The organism is Pseudomonas sp. H26/SER47-MNA-CIBAN-0231 (assembly GCF_040310465.1).
Classification (GTDB): Bacteria; Pseudomonadota; Gammaproteobacteria; order Pseudomonadales; family Pseudomonadaceae; genus Aquipseudomonas; species Aquipseudomonas atacamensis.
On sequence record NZ_JBEOPW010000002.1, the window covers coordinates 54107 to 70314 of the forward strand.

Sequence of the window (16208 nt, forward strand, 5' to 3'; positions counted from 1 at the left end):
TCTGCAAGGTCACCTTCTACAACGGCAAATACCGACTCAAAAGCGCCCGCAACGCTGCCGGCTTCACCGGTTTGGCCAGGTAATCCAGGCCCGCCGCATGCACTTGCGCCACGGTCTCCGGGCGTCCATCCGCGCTGATGACCACGCCGGGCACGGGTTCACCCAGGCGCGTGCGCAACCAGGCCATCAGCTCTGTGCCGGTATCGCCGTGGTCGAGGTGATAGTCGACCAGCGCCAGTTGCGGCCGCACACCTTCATTCAATATCGCTGCGCATTCTTCGCGGTTGCGCGCCGTCCACACCTGGCAGCCCCAGCGGCTCAACAGGCTGTTCATGCCGATCAGGATGCTGTCTTCGTTATCGATGCACAGCACCTGCGCGCCGCTGAGCATTTTGCTGTTCGGTTCGACCGAGGCGCTCGCCGCAGGCGTTTGCGCGCGCGCCAGCGGTACCGTGACGCTGAACACACTGCCGCGCCCCGGCCAGGAGCGAACGCGCAGGGTGTGCCCGAGCACGCGGCACAAGCCGTCGGCGATCGCCAGACCCAGGCCCAGGCCTTTTTCGGCGCGGGTCTGGTGGCTGTCGAGGCGTTTGAACTCTTCGAAAATCACTTGCTGCTTGTCTTCCGGAATGCCCGGGCCGCGATCCCAGACTTCCAGACATAACTCACCACCGCGCCGACGCACGCCCAGCAGCACCGGGCCTTTGGCGTAGCGGAACGCGTTGGTGAGGAAGTTCTGCAGAATCCGCCGCAGCAGTTTGATGTCGCTGTCGATGCGCAATTGACTGCCACGCACCCGGAACGTGAGTTTTTGCTCTTGGGCCAGTGCCTTGAATTCTGCGCCGAGGGTGTCGAACAGTTCATTGACGACGAACGCTTTGCGGTCCGGGTTGATCTTGCCGTTTTCCAGACGCGAGATGTCCAGCAGATCGCTGATCAGGTCTTCCGCCGAACGCAGCGAGCTGTCGAGGTGTTGCACCAGTTGTTGCGCCTCTGCGCTCAAGCCTTCGTTCTGGTGGGAGAGGGCGGCGGAGAACAGCCGTGCGGCGTTCAGCGGTTGCATCAAGTCATGGCTGACGGCGGCGAGGAAGCGGGTTTTCGACTGGTTGGCCGCCTCGGCATTGCCCTTGGCTTCGGTGAGCGCGACGTTGAGTTGCGACAGTTCCTGGGTACGCTCGCTGACCCGTTGTTCCAGCCCTTCGTTGGCCTCGGTCAGCGCCTGTTCGGCTTCGCGGAACGCGGTAATGTCGGTGAAACTCATGACAAATCCGCCGCCGGGCATCGGGTTGCCGATCAGCTCGATCACCCGGCCATTGGGGAACAGCCGTTCGGAAGTGTGCGCGCGGCCTTGACGCATCCAGTGCAAGCGTCGCGCGACGTGCACTTCCGCTTCGCCGGGGCCGCACAAGCCGCGTTCGGCGTTGTAGCGAATGATGTCGGCAATCGGCCGGCCGACGCTGATCAGGCCGTCGGGGTAGTTGAACAGCTCCAGATAACGCCGGTTCCACGCCACCAGTTTCAGCGACTGGTCGACCACGCTGATGCCCTGAGTGATGTTCTCGATCGCGCCTTGCAGCAGCGCTCGGTTGAACTGCAGCACTTCCGAGGCTTCGTCAGCGATACGGACTACGTCCTCCAACTGCATTTCCCGACCTTCGATGGCGGCTTTTACTACAGCGCGCGTCGAAGAAGCGCCAAGGACACCGGCCAGCAAGCGTTCGGTGTGGGCAATCCATTCGCTGTCGGCGTTCTGGTTGGGGTTGAAGCCCTTGCCCTGACGGTAGGCGAAGCGAATGAAGCTCTGCCGCGCGCGTTCTTCGCCGACAAAACGCGCCGCCAGTTGCAGCAGATCGTCGATCTGTACCGCCAGCATCGAACGAGCATTAGGTCGTGCGCTGATTTCCTGGCCGATGAAACGCCCAGCCTGCCAGTGCTCGGAAACCCGCGTGCGCGAGAGCACCGAGACCCAGGCGAACAGGGTGAAGTTACCGGCCAGCGACAGCACCACGCCTTGGGTCAGCGGCGTGATCGGCAGGTTCAGCGGATTGCTGTGCAGCCACGCCAAGCCGGGAAAACTCGCCAGCGACCAGCCGAGACTGTGCGCGGCAATCGGCAGTACTAGCGTGTAGAACCACAGAAAGGTGCCGGTGGCGAGGCCGGCGAACACGCCGCGACGGTTGGCCTGTTTCCAATACAGCGCGCCGAGCATCGCCGGCGCCAGTTGCGTAACCGCGGCGAAGGCGATCTGGCCGATTGTCGCCAGGCTCGCGGTCGAGCCGAGCAAGCGATAACTGACGTAGGCCAGCAGCAGAATCACCACGATGCTGACGCGGCGCACCGAGAGCATCCACTGGCGGAACACCTCGAACGGGCGCTCGGCGTTGTTGCGGCGCAACAGCCACGGCAGCAGCATGTCGTTGGAGACCATGGTCGACAGTGCGACGCTGGCGACAATCACCATGCCGGTCGCTGCCGATGCGCCGCCGATAAACGCCAGCATCGCCAGCGCCGGATGGGCCTGGGCCAGCGGCAGGCTGATCACGAACGAGTCGGGCAGTACATCACTGGGCAGCATCATCTGACCGGCGAGAGCGATCGGGACTACAAACAATGCGGCCAAAGCCAGATAGGCGGGGAAGACCCATTTCGCCAGACGCAGATCCTGAGGGTCGATGTTCTCCACCACGGTCACGTGAAATTGCCGCGGCAGGCAGATGATCGCCATCATCGCCACGCCGGTCTGCACCACCATCGATGGCCAGTTGATGGTTTCCTTCCAGTACGCCTCAAGGCGCGGGGCGAGCATCGCCTGATTGAACAGGTCGTCGAAACCGTCATACAGGCCGTACGTGACGAAGGCGCCGACGGCGAGAAAGGCGAACAGCTTGACCAGCGATTCAAAGGCAATCGCCAGCACCATGCCACGGTGGTGTTCGGTGGCGTCGAGGTTGCGCGTACCGAAGACGATGGTGAACAACGCCAGCACCAGCGACACGATCAGCGCCGTGTCTTGAGCGCGGGTGCCCATGGCATCGGCGCCGGCGCCGATCAACAGGTTCACGCCGAGGACTATGCCTTTGAGTTGCAGGGCAATATAGGGCAACACGCCGACCAGACAGATCAGCGCCACCACCACCGCCAGCGATTGCGATTTGCCGTAGCGCGCGGCGATGAAGTCGGCGATGGAGGTGATGTTCTCCTGTTTGCTGATCATCACCATTTTCTGCAGGACCCACGGCGCGCCGACCAGCAGCAGGATCGGCCCGAGGTAGATCGGCAGGAATGACCACAGTTGTTCCGCCGCCTGACCGACCGCGCCGAAGAACGTCCAGCTGGTGCAGTAAACCGCCAGCGACAGGCTGTACACCCAGGCACGCACACGTGGCGGCAACGGTGTGCTGCGACGGTCGCCGTAGAAGGCGATGGCGAACATGATGGCCATGTAGGCCAGGGCAACGACGGCGATCAGCCCGGTGGACAACGACATGCAGCACTCCCGACAAAAGACTCCCCCGGCACTCCTGCCCGGGCGGACAGTCTCGCACGCGCGCGGCGGTTAGTCAGTGTCGACCAAGGTCGTGGCGTGGCGGGGTGTCGCAGGCGGGGTACCGGGTGGTTTTTGTGGTGTCCGGGCGGGCCTCTTCGCGAGCAGGCTCGCTCCCACAATGGAATGCATTTCCTTGTGGGAGCGAGCGCGTCAGTCCCGACGCAGCGCAATATCGATCAACCGATGCAACTCATCAACCTCCAGCGCCGTGGCCGAAAACAGAATCCGGAACACCACCGGCGCCACCACCAGATTGATCAAGCGATCGACACTCGGCGCCTTTTCATCCGGATAGCGATCGACAATGGTCTGCAACTGCGCACCGATGATCGCCACGCAATAGCCCGGCGTAGCGCTGGCCTGCACGTCGCGCATCATGTTGCGCCCGACCTCCGAGCTCATCTCGTCGAGATATTGCTCGGCCCAGGCGCGGATATCGCCGCGCAGGCTGCCAGTGTTCGCCGGCTCGCTGTCCGGGCGCATGCGGGCGAGGGCGACGTCCGCCAGCAATGCTGCCAGATCACCCCAGCGGCGGTAGATCGTCGACGGCGTAACCCCCGCGCGGGCGGCGATTTGCGGGACGGTCACGGTAGAACGTTCCTGCTCTCGCAGCAGCGCATTGACCGCCGAATGAATCGACTCCTGCACCCGGGCACTGCGGCCACCGGGGCGTAAACCTTCTTTAATAGCCATGCGGCAGACCTTAACACAAAGAATTTGCTTTAAGCGCTGGGCGGTAGCACACTGCGCAAAAGCAAAAAATTAGCTTTTGCGGAGTGTGCCCATGACCAGCCCCTTGAATAATTTCGCTTCTCACCGGTCCAGCTTGTGGTTTCTGGCGATCACCTTACTCAGTTTTCTCGCCGCTTCCACCGCGCCGACGCCGTTGTATCACTTGTATCAGGATCAACTGCATTTCTCGGCAGCGATGCTCACGCTGATCTTCGCCGTTTACGCTTTCAGTCTGTTGGCAGCGTTGCTGACGGTGGGTTCGCTTTCCGACCATCTCGGACGCAAACCGGTGATCTTTACCGCCGTGTTGCTCAATGCGCTGGCCATGTTGCTGTTCATTTATGCCGACAGCGTGGCTTGGCTGATCAGCGCACGAGTGTTGCAGGGTTTTGCCACTGGCATGGCCACTGCCGTATTGAGCGCAACGCTGCTCGATACCGACCGGCAGCAGGGGCCGCTGATCAACAGTGTCGCACCGTTACTCGGGATGGCTCTGGGCGGTTTGGGTTGTGGCTTGCTGGCGGAATTCGCGCCGGCGCCGTTACAGCTGACTTACTGGTTACTGTTGGCACTGTTTGTGTTGCAAGGCGTGTATGTCTGGCGCCTGCCGGAGAGTGTTACGCGGCAAGGTGGGGCGCTGGCGTCGTTGCGGCCGACCCTGCACGTGCCGGTGCAAGCGCGTTCAACGTTGTGGCGAGTGCTGCCGCTGAACACCGCAACCTGGGCGCTCGGTGGTTTTTATGCCTCGCTGGCACCGTCATTGGTGCGCACGGCCACTGGTTCTACCTCCAATCTGATCGGCGGCGCTACGGTCGCGGCGCTCACCGTGACCGGTGCGTTGATGATTTTCATGATGCGCAATCGTCCGGCCGCTCAGGCGCTGCGGCTGGGTGCGAGCTTGCTGCCGGTTGGGCTGATTCTGATTTTGCTCGGCGTGCATGGCGCCAGTCTGCCGCTGTTTTTCTTCGGCACACTGGTCGCCGGTTGCGGCTTTGGTTCGGGCTTTCTCGGAGCGGTGCGCAGCCTGGTACCTCTGGCTTTGCCGCATGAACGAGCCGGGTTGATGTCGGCGTATTACGTGCTCAGTTATCTGGCGTTCTGTTTGCCGGCGTTGCTGGCCGGGCACCTGGCTCGCAGTTTCGGGTTGCTGGTGACCACCGACGGTTACGGCGTTGTATTGATCGTGCTGGCCGTGGCTGCGCTGCTGCTCAGTCTGCGTCCGCAGACGGGCAGAGTTTGCAGCGCTCCTTAGCGCGTGTAGACGCTTATCTGCAAAACAGATAACAGTTAGAGATATTACCCGTTATATCGATATTCGATTCGGATCTACCATGGATTCAACCTCACCAGAGGACAGGAGTTCATGATGATTTGCCGCAACAGCGTCACCCCCGGCTACAAACCTTTCAGTCAGCTTCAACATCCTCGTGAAGTGATCCGCCAGTTCACGCCGAACTGGTTCGCCGCGACCATGGGCACCGGTGTGCTGGCATTGGCGCTTGCCCAGTTGCCGCTGGCCATTCCCGGATTGCGCGCCGTGGCCGAGGGGCTGTGGCTGTTCAACATTCTCTTGTTCAGCCTGTTTACCGCTGCCTACGCCGCGCGCTGGATTTTGTTCTTTGACGAGGCGCGGCGGATTTTCGGTCATTCCACCGTGTCGATGTTCTTCGGCACCATTCCCATGGGCCTGGCGACGATCATTAACGGCTTTCTGTTGTTCGGCCTGCCGCGCTGGGGCGACGGTGTTATTCAACTTGTTGAAGTGTTGTGGTGGATCGATGTGGCGATGTCGCTGGCCTGCGGTGTGCTGATTCCGTACATGATGTTTACCCGCCAGGAACACAGCATCGATCAGATGACCGCGGTCTGGTTGCTGCCGGTGGTGGCAGCGGAAGTGGCAGCGGCCAGCGGTGGCTTGCTCGCGCCGCATCTGCCCGACGCCCATGGGCAACTCGTCGTATTGACCACCAGCTATGTGCTCTGGGCTTTCTCCCTGCCAGTGGCGTTCAGCATTCTCACCATTCTGTTGCTGCGCATGGCCTTGCACAAACTGCCCCACGAAAACATGGCCGCGTCGAGCTGGCTGGCGCTGGGTCCGATCGGCACCGGTGCCCTGGGCATGTTGCTGTTGGGCGGTGAGGCGCCAGCGATTTTTGCCGCGAATGGTCTGCCCGGCGTCGGTGAAATTGCTTCAGGCCTGGGTCTGGTCGCTGGGATCACGCTGTGGGGTTTTGGTCTGTGGTGGATGTTGATGGCGCTGCTGATCACCGGGCGTTATCTGCGTGACGGCATTCCGTTCAACCTCGGCTGGTGGGGCTTCACCTTCCCATTGGGCGTGTATTCGCTGGCGACGCTGAAACTGGCAAGTATCCTCAACCTGACATTTTTCAGTGTGTTCGGTACGGCGCTGGTGATTTTGTTGGCGGCAATGTGGCTGATCGTCGGCAAGCGCACCGTGCAGGGCGCGTGGCGAGGCGAGCTGTTTGTCTCGCCGTGTATTGCAGGTTTGAAGAAATAATCCGAAAAGTTTAGGTAAGGTGTGGCCTGGATCGTGGTGCGGGATTCCAATAACAAGCACCCAGGCCTCACTACCTAACATCAGGAAACACGGAAGATGAGTCACCCCTCACAGTTCAACCTGTTGCGCACCCGGCGCTTTTTGCCCTTCTTTATTACCCAGTCGCTCGGCGCGTTCAACGACAACGTGTTCAAGCAGTCGTTGATCCTCGCCATCCTCTATCGGCTGACCATCGAGGGCGATCGCTCGATCTGGGTCAACCTCTGCGCGCTGCTGTTTATCCTGCCGTTTTTCCTGTTCTCGGCGCTGGCCGGGCAATTTGGGGAAAAATTCGCCAAGGACGCGCTGATCCGTCTGATCAAGCTCGCGGAAATCGCCATCATGGCCGTAGGATCGATCGGCTTCCTCTTCGATCATCTGTCGCTGATGCTGGTGGCACTGTTCGCCATGGGCACTCACTCGGCGTTGTTCGGCCCGGTGAAGTATTCGATCCTGCCGCAGGCCTTGCGCGACGATGAATTGGTCGGCGGCAACGGTCTGGTGGAAATGGGCACGTTTCTGGCGATTCTCGCCGGCACCATCGGCGCCGGGATCATGATGTCGTCCGAGCACTACGCGCCGGTAGTCTCCGCAGCGATCGTCGGCATTGCCGTGCTGGGTTATCTGGCCAGCCGCAGCATTCCGCGCGCGGCGGCCTCATCGCCGGAAATGCGCCTGAACTGGAATATCTTCAGCCAGTCCTGGGCGACGCTGAAACTCGGTCTGGGCCAGACGCCCGCGGTGTCGCGCTCGATTGTCGGCAACTCGTGGTTCTGGTTTGTCGGGGCGATTTACCTGACGCAGATCCCGGCCTACGCCAAGGAATGGATGCACGGTGACGAAACCGTGGTCACGTTGATTTTGACGGTGTTTTCGGTGGGCATCGCGCTGGGTTCGATGCTCTGCGAAAAGCTCTCCGGGCGCAAAGTCGAGATCGGGCTGGTGCCCTTTGGCTCGTTTGGCCTGACCGTGTTCGGCCTGTTGCTGTGGTGGCATTCCGGTGGGATCCCGGACAGCGTCACCGGCCATAGCTGGATTGCGGTGCTCGGCTTCGTTCACACCTGGGCGGTGTTGATCGACATCCTTGGCCTCGGCATTTTCGGTGGCTTCTATATTGTCCCGCTGTACGCGCTGATCCAGTCGCGTACGGCTGAAAACGAACGGGCGCGGGTGATTGCCGCCAACAACATTCTCAACGCGCTGTTTATGGTGGTGTCGGCGATTGTTTCGATCGTGTTGTTGAGCGTCGCCAAACTGTCGATCCCGCAACTGTTCCTGGTGGTGTCGCTGCTGAACATCGGCGTCAACGCCTACATCTTCAAGATCGTTCCGGAATTCAGCATGCGCTTCATGATCTGGCTGCTCAGCCATTCCATGTACCGCGTCGAGCACCGCAACCTTGAAGCGATCCCGGACGAGGGCGCGGCGCTGTTGGTGTGCAACCACGTGTCGTTCGTTGACGCCTTGCTCATCGGCGGTGCCGTGCGTAGGCCGATTCGCTTTGTCATGTACTACAAGATCTACAACTTGCCGGTGCTGAACTTTATCTTCCGCACGGCGGGCGCTATTCCGATTGCCGGACGCCAGGAAGATATCCAGATCTACGAAAAAGCCTTCACCCGCATCGCTCAGTATCTGAAGGACGGTGAGCTGGTGTGTATTTTCCCGGAAGGCAAATTGACCGCCGATGGCGAGATCAACGAGTTTCGCGGCGGCGTGACGCGCATTCTGGAGGAGACGCCGGTGCCGGTGATTCCGCTGGCGCTGCAAGGATTGTGGGGGAGTTTCTTCAGTCGCGATCCGAACAAGGGCTTGTTCCATCGCTTGTGGTCGCGGGTGACGCTGGTGGCGGGGCCGGCAATTACCGAAGGGACGGAGCCGGCGAAGTTGCAGGTGTTGGTGGGGGAGTTGCGCGGATCCGTCAGATAGTCGGTGTATTAAAAGGCCCCTTCGCAAGCAGGCTCGCTCCCACAGTTGGCCGTATTCCAATGACGGAACGCGGTTGAATGTGGGAGCGAGCCTGCTCGCGAAGACGCTAGTGGCTTAAGCGCTGACTTTAAGGCCTATCAAACCCGTGACGATCAACGCCACACTGACCAGCCGAATCAATGCCATCGACTCACCGAACAGAATGATCCCGGCGATCACTGTACCCACGGCACCGACACCGGTCCAGATCGCATAGGCCGTACCCAACGGCAATTCCTTCATCGCCAGACCGAGCAAACCAAGGCTGATGGCCATGGCGGCAACGGTCAGGGCGGTGGGGAGCGGGCGGGTGAAGCCGTCGGTGTATTTCAGGCCGACGGCCCAGCCGACTTCGAACAGGCCGGCGCAAAACAGAATGATCCAGGACATGCAGGACCTCCATCGATTGACGGGGTCGTCCCCAGATTAATGACTCGAGCGAGCCGCAGGGTCGTCCCCGCGTTGCGCAATATACTGACGAGCATTAACCCGGGGATCAAGTTTTCAGCCTCAATCGGCAGCCCGTTGCGCGAGGTTGTCGCGGTCTTCCTTCTCGCTCATGCGCCGGAAGTACGTCGACAGCAGTGCTCCGGAAATATTGTGCCAAACGCTGAACAGCGCGCTCGGCACCGCCGACAGTGGCGAGAAGTGCGCACTGGCCAATGCCGCGCCCAGTCCCGAATTCTGCATGCCGACTTCCAGTGCCAGCGACTTGCGCTGAGCCAGCGGCAGGCCGAACAGGCGCCCGGTGAAGTAGCCGAGCAGATAACCGAAGCTGTTGTGCAGCATGACCACGGCCATGATCAGCAGGCCGGACTCGGCGATTTTCGCCTGACTCGCCGCCACCACGGCGGTGACGATAATCACGATGCTGACCACCGACACCAGCGGTAACACATCCACCGCATGCCGCACCTTGTCGCCGAGCAGCCGCTGCGCGACCACGCCGAGAACGATCGGCAACAGCACCACTTGCAGGATCGACCAGAACAGCTCCATGAACGATACCGGCAGCCACGCCGAGGCCAACAGCCAGATCAGTGCCGGGGTCAGCAGCGGAGCGAGGAGGGTGGTGACGGCGGCAATCGCCACGGAAAGCGCCAGATCACCGCGCGCCAGCCAGGTCATCACGTTCGAAGAGGTGCCGCTCGGGCAGCAACCGACCAGAATCACCCCGACGGCGATTTCCGGCGGCAGGTGAAAAACCTGGCAGAGCAACCACGCCACACCGGGCATGATCACGAAATGCGCAACCACGCCCAGCGCCACCCGCCATGGGTGGCGAGCGACGGCGGCGAAGTCGTCGAGTTTGAGGGTCAGGCCCATGCCGAACATCACCAGACCCAGCAGCGGTACGATCGCGCTTTTCAGGCCGATGAACCACGCCGGTTGCAGGAAGGCCACGACGGCGAATATCAGAACCCAGTAAGCGAAGGTATTGCCGACAAAGCGGCTGAGTGCAGCCAGTGCGCGCATGGCTTGATCCTTATCTTTGGTTACACCACAAAACATTGTGGGAGCGAGCCTGCTCGCGAAAGCGGTGAGCCAGATACATTAATGTTGCTGGCGCACCGCATTCGCGAGCAGGCTCGCTCCCACAGGTTACTCTTCAGAGTCAGATCCCCTGCGGCATCTCTTCCCCACCCAACGCTTCAACCAGTGCCGGCAGGAAGTCGCCGAAGGTCAGCATCATCAGGGTGAAGCTGGCATCCAGTTGGCCCAGGGCTTCGTCGCCGCCGTCCTGTTCCGCCTGATCCTGCAACAGATCCTCGAATTTCAGGCGCTTGACGGTCATCTTGTCGTCGAGCATGAACGACAGTTTGTCCTGCCAGGCCAGCGACAGCTGAGTGACGACTTTGCCGGTGCTCAGGTGCAGCTGGATTTCTTCACTGGTCAGGTCCTGACGCTTGCAACGGACGATGCCGCCGTCTTCGTGGGTGTCGCGCAGTTCGCACTCGTCCAGTACATAAAAATCGTCGGCGGCTTTCTGCGTGGTGACCCACTCGGTCATCACCGCAGTCGGTGCCATTTTCACGGTGAGCGGACGCACGGGCAGGGTGCCGATCACTTCGCGCAGGGTCGACAGCAGGTCTTCGGCGCGTTTCGGGCTGGCCGAGTTGACCAGGATCAGGCCCTGTTTCGGCGCGATCGCGGCGAAGGTCGACGAGCGACGAATGAATGCGCGCGGCAGAAAGGCCTGGATGATTTCATCCTTGATCTGGTCGCGTTCCTTCTTATAGACCTTGCGCATCTGCTCGGCTTCGATCTCTTCGACCTTTTCCTTGACCGCGTCACGCACGACGCTGCCCGGCAGAATACGTTCTTCCTTGCGCGCAGAGATCAGCAGGAAATCGCCGCTGACGTGCACCAGCGGCGCATCTTCGCCCTTGCCGAACGGTGCGACGAAACCGTAAGTGGTCAGCTCCTGGCTTGCACACGGCCGCGCCAGTTTGGTCGCCAGTGCAGTTTCCAGCGCCTCGGCATCGACAGGCAGGTCTTGGGTCAGGCGATAGATCAGCAGGTTCTTGAACCACATGGGGCGAGTCACTCCTTTATACAAAGGGGGGCATTATTGTCTTCGCCGGGGCATAGGCCAACCCTTCTCTAAGCCTTTGGAAGGCCTCGGAAAATTATTTAAAAAAGTGCTTGCCAGAGGTGGGGGTGCTCCGTAGAATGCGCGCCACACCGAAGCGAAGGGTGATTAGCTCAGCTGGGAGAGCGTCTGCCTTACAAGCAGAATGTCGGCGGTTCGATCCCGTCATCACCCACCATTCGTTTCAAGTGTTTAGCGCAGCGGTAGTTCAGTCGGTTAGAATACCGGCCTGTCACGCCGGGGGTCGCGGGTTCGAGTCCCGTCCGCTGCGCCATATTCGGTAACCTGGACCACTGAACGCCAGGTCGCCACGGAAAACCCGCTGAAGCGGGTTTTTTTCTGTCTCAAGGTTGTACCCGCGGGATGTATCGTTTCACCGGTTTTCAGATTTTTTTGAAAAATATTCAATTAAATCAACATTTTACGAAAACCTGTGGCATAATGCGCCCCGTAACGAAGCGAAGGGTGATTAGCTCAGCTGGGAGAGCTTCTGCCTTACAAGCAGAATGTCGGCGGTTCGATCCCGTCATCACCCACCATTCGTTTCAAGCGTTTCGCGCAGCGGTAGTTCAGTCGGTTAGAATACCGGCCTGTCACGCCGGGGGTCGCGGGTTCGAGTCCCGTCCGCTGCGCCATATTCGGTATCTGGAACTGAACGCCAGACACCACAAAAAGCCCGCCTTGTGCGGGCTTTTTGCTGTCTGCGATTTATAAAATCGCCGCGCTACTGCGCCGCATTGCGGGCATGCCGATAATCGCTCACCGCCTCGTACACTGCCTTGCGCAAGCGATTGATCCCGCCAATCGGCCGATGCGCCTCGATGCCGAACCACGGGTTGAACGACAGGTTGTCGCATTGCAGATTCAGCGCCGGCGTGTCGAAGTCCTGCGCGGGCAGGGTGATCCGCGCCACGGTTTCAAACGGTGCATCCTGCTCACGCCACTCAATGCTCGTGTCCTCGATCGGCATGTATTTGTTCGCGTCCTGGCGCTGGATCTGCAAGGCGAAGCACGCCGGCACCCGATCCGTCGACAACTGCTGATTCAGTGCGCTGCGCAGGAAATTCGGCAAGTCGTGATTCTGTTTGGGCAGCGTATACGCCGGGCAACGCTCCGGATCCGGCACGACGCGGAATTTCGCATTGGCCTCACCGAACTTGTAGGGCGATACCGAGAAATATGTGGTCTCAGTCGGACTGTCCGGCGGCGCTGACAGGGTTGCCAGCGCGATGAATAGATGACGGACCTGCCAGGTGCGCGGATCCCACGTCGGAAAAAACGCCATGACCTTCTTGCCGTCAGCCTGCGCCGCTACATTCTGACGATACTCGGCGACATCGCTGACAAAGAAGTTCGGATGGCTGAACATCACGAAATCCTGTTCATGCTGCTCCTGGCGATTGCCGAGCAGTTGCGTGCCAGGAACCTCAAGCAACTTGATCGCCATTCCGCGCGCATCGCGAATGCTGTCGAATTGCGGATAGGCATTGCCGTTGGACAACCGGATCAGCGCCTGCCAGGTCTTGCCCGGCTCGCTGAACACACCCCGTCGCAGCGATTGCGCCAGTTCCGGTAACACCTGCACTTGCGCCTTCACGCAGCCATGCGCTTTGGCGTGGGCATCGCGCAGATAACGCGTGGGTTCGCGGTGCTGGTCGACGATGCGCACTGCGGTTTGGATGACGTCTTGGGTCATCGCCGCTTCGCCTGCTGGAATCTGTTCCTGCGCCGACACCGGCCCGCGATGCTGCCAGGCAAACCACGCGGTGGCGATGGCCCAGCCGAGCAGGGCGATGACCAGCAGAATCAGCAGAGTCTTGCCAAGCAAGCGCCCCAACCAGAGCCAGAACCGCGCGAGTGGTGGCAGTTCTCTTTTGAATGTCGGCATGATCATGGCAACTGCGCCTCCAGTGGTCCGCCCAATACTTTCAGGTATTCGAGCAGCGCCCAGCGCTCCTCGGGTTGCAGGAGGCGGCCGATCACCCCGTTACCGCGAGCGCTGGCGCGGAATTCGTGGCCGCTGTTGTGGTTGCCGCTGATGCGCGTGTCGAACAGAAAACCGTTGGTGAAAGGTTCGGTGCGATAGCCGAGGTGGTGCGGGTCGTATTCGAGCGTGCCTTTATAGAAGGTGGTGGCGCGCTCATCCTGCGGTGACAGCAACTGATAAAGGCTCGGCACCGAGCCGTTGTGCAGAAACGGCGCAGTCGCCCACACGCCAGCCAGCGGCCGGGCCTTGTAAGCGACTTTCTCGCGCACGCCGATCGGCAGGCCGAAACCATCCATGCGCGGTTTTTCTTCCGGCGTGATCTGCGCGTCGCGATAGGCACGGTTTTCCACGAATGCGGTGACGTAAGCGAGGCCCTTGGCCACCGACAATTGGCGCAGATCAAGCGGCTCCTTGGGTTCGGGGTGCAACTTGACGTCCATCTTTTGCAGCTCTTCGACATCCCATTGCAGCGCGCTCAGGTCGAAACGGTGACTGGCAACGTTGTTGGCCGCATTCGGATCGGTGCCGATCACCTCCACGGGAAGCATGTGCAAGTGCTGCACCCAGCGTTCGCCTTCCTGCGATTGGCGCGGGACATGGCAGCCGGCGCAGTTTTCCGCGAACAGCGCGCGGCCTCTGGCGGCCAGCGGCTTGTCGATCGCACCGAACAGATCTTCGGGCCAGGTTGGCGGCTTCAGCTGCTGCAAGGTTTCTTCGATGGCGTGCAGATCGCGCACGCGCACGCTGGAGGGGTAGCGCTCAGCGCCTTGCAGCGGCTGGCCATTGGCGTCGAAGAAATTCAGCGTGGCACCGACGCCGAGCGCCTCGCCGATGTTGCGCGCCATCGGCTGCTGGGCCGAGCCATTCCACTGCACCCAATCGAACGTCCACATGTCCCACAGCTGCGGGTAATCCACCGGGGCATCGGCCACGCGGTAGTTGGCGGGGGAAATCGCGTCGCCAAACGTAGCGTTGGCAATCCGGCCGAACGCGTCGGTGCGCCCCGGGCCTTCCTCGGTCGGGTACAGGCCGCGATGGGTGTCGTTCCACGCCACTTTGACGAAGGTGTTCAGCGAGGTCTTGAACTCGCTGCGCAATTGTTCGCGGCGCGCTTCGTAATCATCTCCGAGCACCTGGCGGGCGAAGCGCTCAAACTTCCATGGGTTGTAGTAAGTCGAGGCGAGACTGGCGACCAGGGCCTGTCCGAAACTGCCGCCGCGCAATGTAGGAACGCTGGAAGGCAACACGTGCTGTGCGCTGCCGCCATCGATACGCACGGCCTGGTCTTTATAGCGCAACTCGCCGGTGTGGCAAGCAGCGCAGGTGATGTCCAGATAATGCTCCGATGCGTTGCCGGGATTCTGGTGCCGGGCAAAACCGACGGGGAGGTTGCCGGGATTGTTCGGGCTAGATTTCTGCTGCGGGTCGACCAGGAAGCCGAAACGGGCGAGATGTTCAGGGGAGGCGAAGCGCTGCTCAGAGAAGGGCAATTCCAAAGCCTGGAACCACTCGTAACGCAGGCCTTTGACTTGCGTACCTTGCGGCGTGAAGTAGTAGGTCTGCCGTTGCTCTTCGCTCCATTGATCCAGGTAACGTACCTGTTGCGGCGGGGTGTAGAAGGGCAATTTCGGGTTGGCGACGTAATAGACAATCATCGCAACGGCGATTATCGCTAGCACGATCCCCAGAGTGAGAACGCGGAATAGAAGGCGCAAGTTAAACATCCTTGTCGAATTGTTGCGCTGTTATGCCTGAGCCATGACTGCTGGGCAAGTGGCCATTACGCCAGACGCTGAGGCAAGCTCCGATGACGCTTGTCGTCCGTGGATGACAGAAGCTTCATCCAGCCGTTGTCCAAATGCGTTTTAATCCCTGAACTTATCGGAAGATTCCTGCTCTCATGCCGGTAGCCATTGGTCGTGGCGGCCTGATAAGCTCGCGGCTTTACTCGATTGCCCATTCGGCGCATGAACAAGGAAATAGCATGAAACAGCATCGGTTGGCGGCGGCGGTAGCCCTGGTTAGCCTGGTACTCGCGGGTTGTGACTCGCAGACCAGCGTAGAGCTGAAAACCCCGGCGCAAAAAGCTTCCTACGGCATCGGCCTGAACATGGGCAAAAGCCTTGCCCAGGAAGGCATGGATGATCTGGACTCCAAAGCGGTAGCCCAGGGCATCGAAGATGCCGTTGGCAAGAAAGAACAGAAGCTGAAAGATGAAGAACTGGTCGAAGCCTTCGCCTCGCTGCAAAAGCGTGCTGAAGAGCGTATGGCCAAGATGAGTGAAGAGTCGGCAGCCGCCGGCAAGAAATTCCTCGAAGAAAACGGCAAGAAGGCCGGTGTCACCACCACCGCTTCGGGCCTGCAGTACGAAGTAGTGAAGAAAGCCGATGGCCCACAGCCTAAGCCGACCGACGTCGTCACTGTTCACTACACCGGCAAGCTGACCAATGGCACCGTGTTCGACAGCTCCGTAGAGCGCGGCAGCCCGATCGATCTGCCAGTCAGTGGCGTGATCCCGGGTTGGGTTGAAGGTCTGCAACTGATGCACGTTGGCGAGAAGTACAAACTGTACATCCCTAGCGATCTGGCTTACGGCGCTCAGTCGCCAAGCCCGGCAATCCCGGCCAACTCGGTTCTGGTTTTCGACCTGGAACTGCTGGCCATCAAGGATCCAGCCAAAGAAGACGCCGCTGCCAAGTAACACGCAACGGCATCGCCAACAACGCCTCGCTTATGCGGGGCGTTGTTGCATCTGCAGGTCAGGAAAGGTAAACAGAGCGAACTGACGCCGTTCAACACAGTCATAGCTTTGAGGCTGCCCGCG

At 60.5% G+C, this 16208-nt stretch carries 11 protein-coding genes and 4 tRNA genes; 8 read left to right on the forward strand and 7 right to left on the reverse strand.

Going from position 1 to position 16208, the window contains the following annotated elements; all coding sequences use genetic code 11:
- Nucleotides 1-16: 16 nt before the first annotated feature.
- Together AAEZ10_RS03120 and AAEZ10_RS03125 are read right to left on the reverse strand one after the other, a co-directional pair.
- Nucleotides 17-3487: a hybrid sensor histidine kinase/response regulator gene (locus tag AAEZ10_RS03120; protein WP_073472656.1), complete on the reverse strand. Its 3471-nt coding sequence runs from the start codon at nt 3485-3487 to the stop codon at nt 17-19.
- Between the two features lie 210 nt (nt 3488-3697).
- Nucleotides 3698-4240 (reverse strand): TetR/AcrR family transcriptional regulator, encoded by a 543-nt coding sequence (locus tag AAEZ10_RS03125; RefSeq protein ID WP_350567623.1) that lies wholly within the window; start codon nt 4238-4240, stop codon nt 3698-3700.
- 103 nt (nt 4241-4343) lie between these two features.
- Between AAEZ10_RS03125 and AAEZ10_RS03130 the strand changes: the two genes are divergently transcribed.
- The 3 genes from AAEZ10_RS03130 to AAEZ10_RS03140 all read left to right on the forward strand — a co-directional run bounded on the left by AAEZ10_RS03130 (nt 4344) and on the right by AAEZ10_RS03140 (nt 8765).
- The gene (locus tag AAEZ10_RS03130) at nt 4344-5531 is read left to right on the forward strand and encodes an MFS transporter (RefSeq protein ID WP_350568240.1); all 1188 of its coding nucleotides are present in this window, start codon (nt 4344-4346) and stop codon (nt 5529-5531) included.
- Between the two features lie 114 nt (nt 5532-5645).
- Nucleotides 5646-6797 carry a TDT family transporter gene (locus AAEZ10_RS03135; RefSeq protein WP_350567626.1) on the forward strand — a complete coding sequence of 384 codons (1152 nt, stop codon included), beginning with the start codon at nt 5646-5648 and terminating at the stop codon, nt 6795-6797.
- 96 nt (nt 6798-6893) lie between these two features.
- Nucleotides 6894-8765 carry an MFS transporter gene (locus AAEZ10_RS03140; RefSeq protein ID WP_122602267.1) on the forward strand — a complete coding sequence of 624 codons (1872 nt, stop codon included), beginning with the start codon at nt 6894-6896 and terminating at the stop codon, nt 8763-8765.
- 114 nt (nt 8766-8879) lie between these two features.
- On the opposite strand, the gene sugE is transcribed toward AAEZ10_RS03140, so the two are convergent.
- From sugE to rdgC, 3 genes are all read right to left on the reverse strand, one after another.
- Complete coding sequence (gene sugE, locus AAEZ10_RS03145) at nt 8880-9194, reverse strand: quaternary ammonium compound efflux SMR transporter SugE (protein ID WP_024012188.1); 315 nt, start codon at nt 9192-9194, stop codon at nt 8880-8882.
- 120 nt (nt 9195-9314) lie between these two features.
- On the reverse strand, nt 9315-10280 hold the full coding sequence (locus tag AAEZ10_RS03150) for a bile acid:sodium symporter family protein (RefSeq protein ID WP_122752087.1): 966 nt from the start codon (nt 10278-10280) through the stop codon (nt 9315-9317).
- Nucleotides 10281-10419: 139 nt separating this feature from the next.
- Complete coding sequence (rdgC, locus tag AAEZ10_RS03155; protein WP_024012190.1) at nt 10420-11340, reverse strand: recombination-associated protein RdgC; 921 nt, start codon at nt 11338-11340, stop codon at nt 10420-10422.
- Between the two features lie 159 nt (nt 11341-11499).
- Here rdgC and AAEZ10_RS03160 point away from each other — a divergent pair.
- The 4 genes from AAEZ10_RS03160 (at nt 11500) to AAEZ10_RS03175 (ending at nt 12032) form a co-directional block, all read left to right on the forward strand.
- Nucleotides 11500-11575, forward strand: a tRNA-Val gene (locus tag AAEZ10_RS03160).
- A 19-nt stretch (nt 11576-11594) separates the two neighbouring features.
- Nucleotides 11595-11671 (forward strand) — tRNA-Asp (locus AAEZ10_RS03165).
- Between the two features lie 189 nt (nt 11672-11860).
- Nucleotides 11861-11936, forward strand: a tRNA-Val gene (locus AAEZ10_RS03170).
- Nucleotides 11937-11955: 19 nt separating this feature from the next.
- Nucleotides 11956-12032 (forward strand) — tRNA-Asp (locus AAEZ10_RS03175).
- Nucleotides 12033-12121: 89 nt separating this feature from the next.
- Here the strand turns inward: AAEZ10_RS03175 and AAEZ10_RS03180 are convergent.
- Together AAEZ10_RS03180 and AAEZ10_RS03185 are read right to left on the reverse strand one after the other, a co-directional pair.
- The gene (locus tag AAEZ10_RS03180) at nt 12122-13291 is read right to left on the reverse strand and encodes a catalase family protein (protein WP_350567632.1); all 1170 of its coding nucleotides are present in this window, start codon (nt 13289-13291) and stop codon (nt 12122-12124) included.
- A complete protein-coding gene (locus AAEZ10_RS03185) occupies nt 13288-15099 on the reverse strand; it encodes a di-heme-cytochrome C peroxidase (RefSeq protein ID WP_350567635.1) in 1812 nt (603 codons plus the stop codon). Before AAEZ10_RS03185 ends, AAEZ10_RS03180 begins: the two co-directional genes overlap by 4 nt.
- A 269-nt stretch (nt 15100-15368) precedes the next feature.
- Here AAEZ10_RS03185 and bamJ point away from each other — a divergent pair, with 269 nt between their 5' ends.
- Entirely contained in the window at nt 15369-16085 is a 717-nt protein-coding gene (bamJ, locus tag AAEZ10_RS03190) for a BamJ family beta-barrel-assembly machinery protein (RefSeq protein WP_016773732.1), read from the forward strand.
- Nucleotides 16086-16208 lie beyond the last annotated feature (123 nt).

Coding starts and splice junctions, on each gene's coding strand:
- AAEZ10_RS03140 (WP_122602267.1), top strand. CDS start 6,894: ATGAGTCACCCCTCACAGTTCAACCTGTTGCGCACCCGGCGCTTTTTG.
- AAEZ10_RS03180 (WP_350567632.1), bottom strand. CDS start 13,291: ATGATCATGCCGACATTCAAAAGAGAACTGCCACCACTCGCGCGGTTC.
- rdgC (WP_024012190.1), bottom strand. CDS start 11,340: ATGTGGTTCAAGAACCTGCTGATCTATCGCCTGACCCAAGACCTGCCT.
- bamJ (WP_016773732.1), top strand. CDS start 15,369: ATGAAACAGCATCGGTTGGCGGCGGCGGTAGCCCTGGTTAGCCTGGTA.
- sugE (WP_024012188.1), bottom strand. CDS start 9,194: ATGTCCTGGATCATTCTGTTTTGCGCCGGCCTGTTCGAAGTCGGCTGG.
- AAEZ10_RS03135 (WP_350567626.1), top strand. CDS start 5,646: ATGATTTGCCGCAACAGCGTCACCCCCGGCTACAAACCTTTCAGTCAG.
- AAEZ10_RS03120 (WP_073472656.1), bottom strand. CDS start 3,487: ATGTCGTTGTCCACCGGGCTGATCGCCGTCGTTGCCCTGGCCTACATG.
- AAEZ10_RS03150 (WP_122752087.1), bottom strand. CDS start 10,280: ATGCGCGCACTGGCTGCACTCAGCCGCTTTGTCGGCAATACCTTCGCT.
- AAEZ10_RS03125 (WP_350567623.1), bottom strand. CDS start 4,240: ATGGCTATTAAAGAAGGTTTACGCCCCGGTGGCCGCAGTGCCCGGGTG.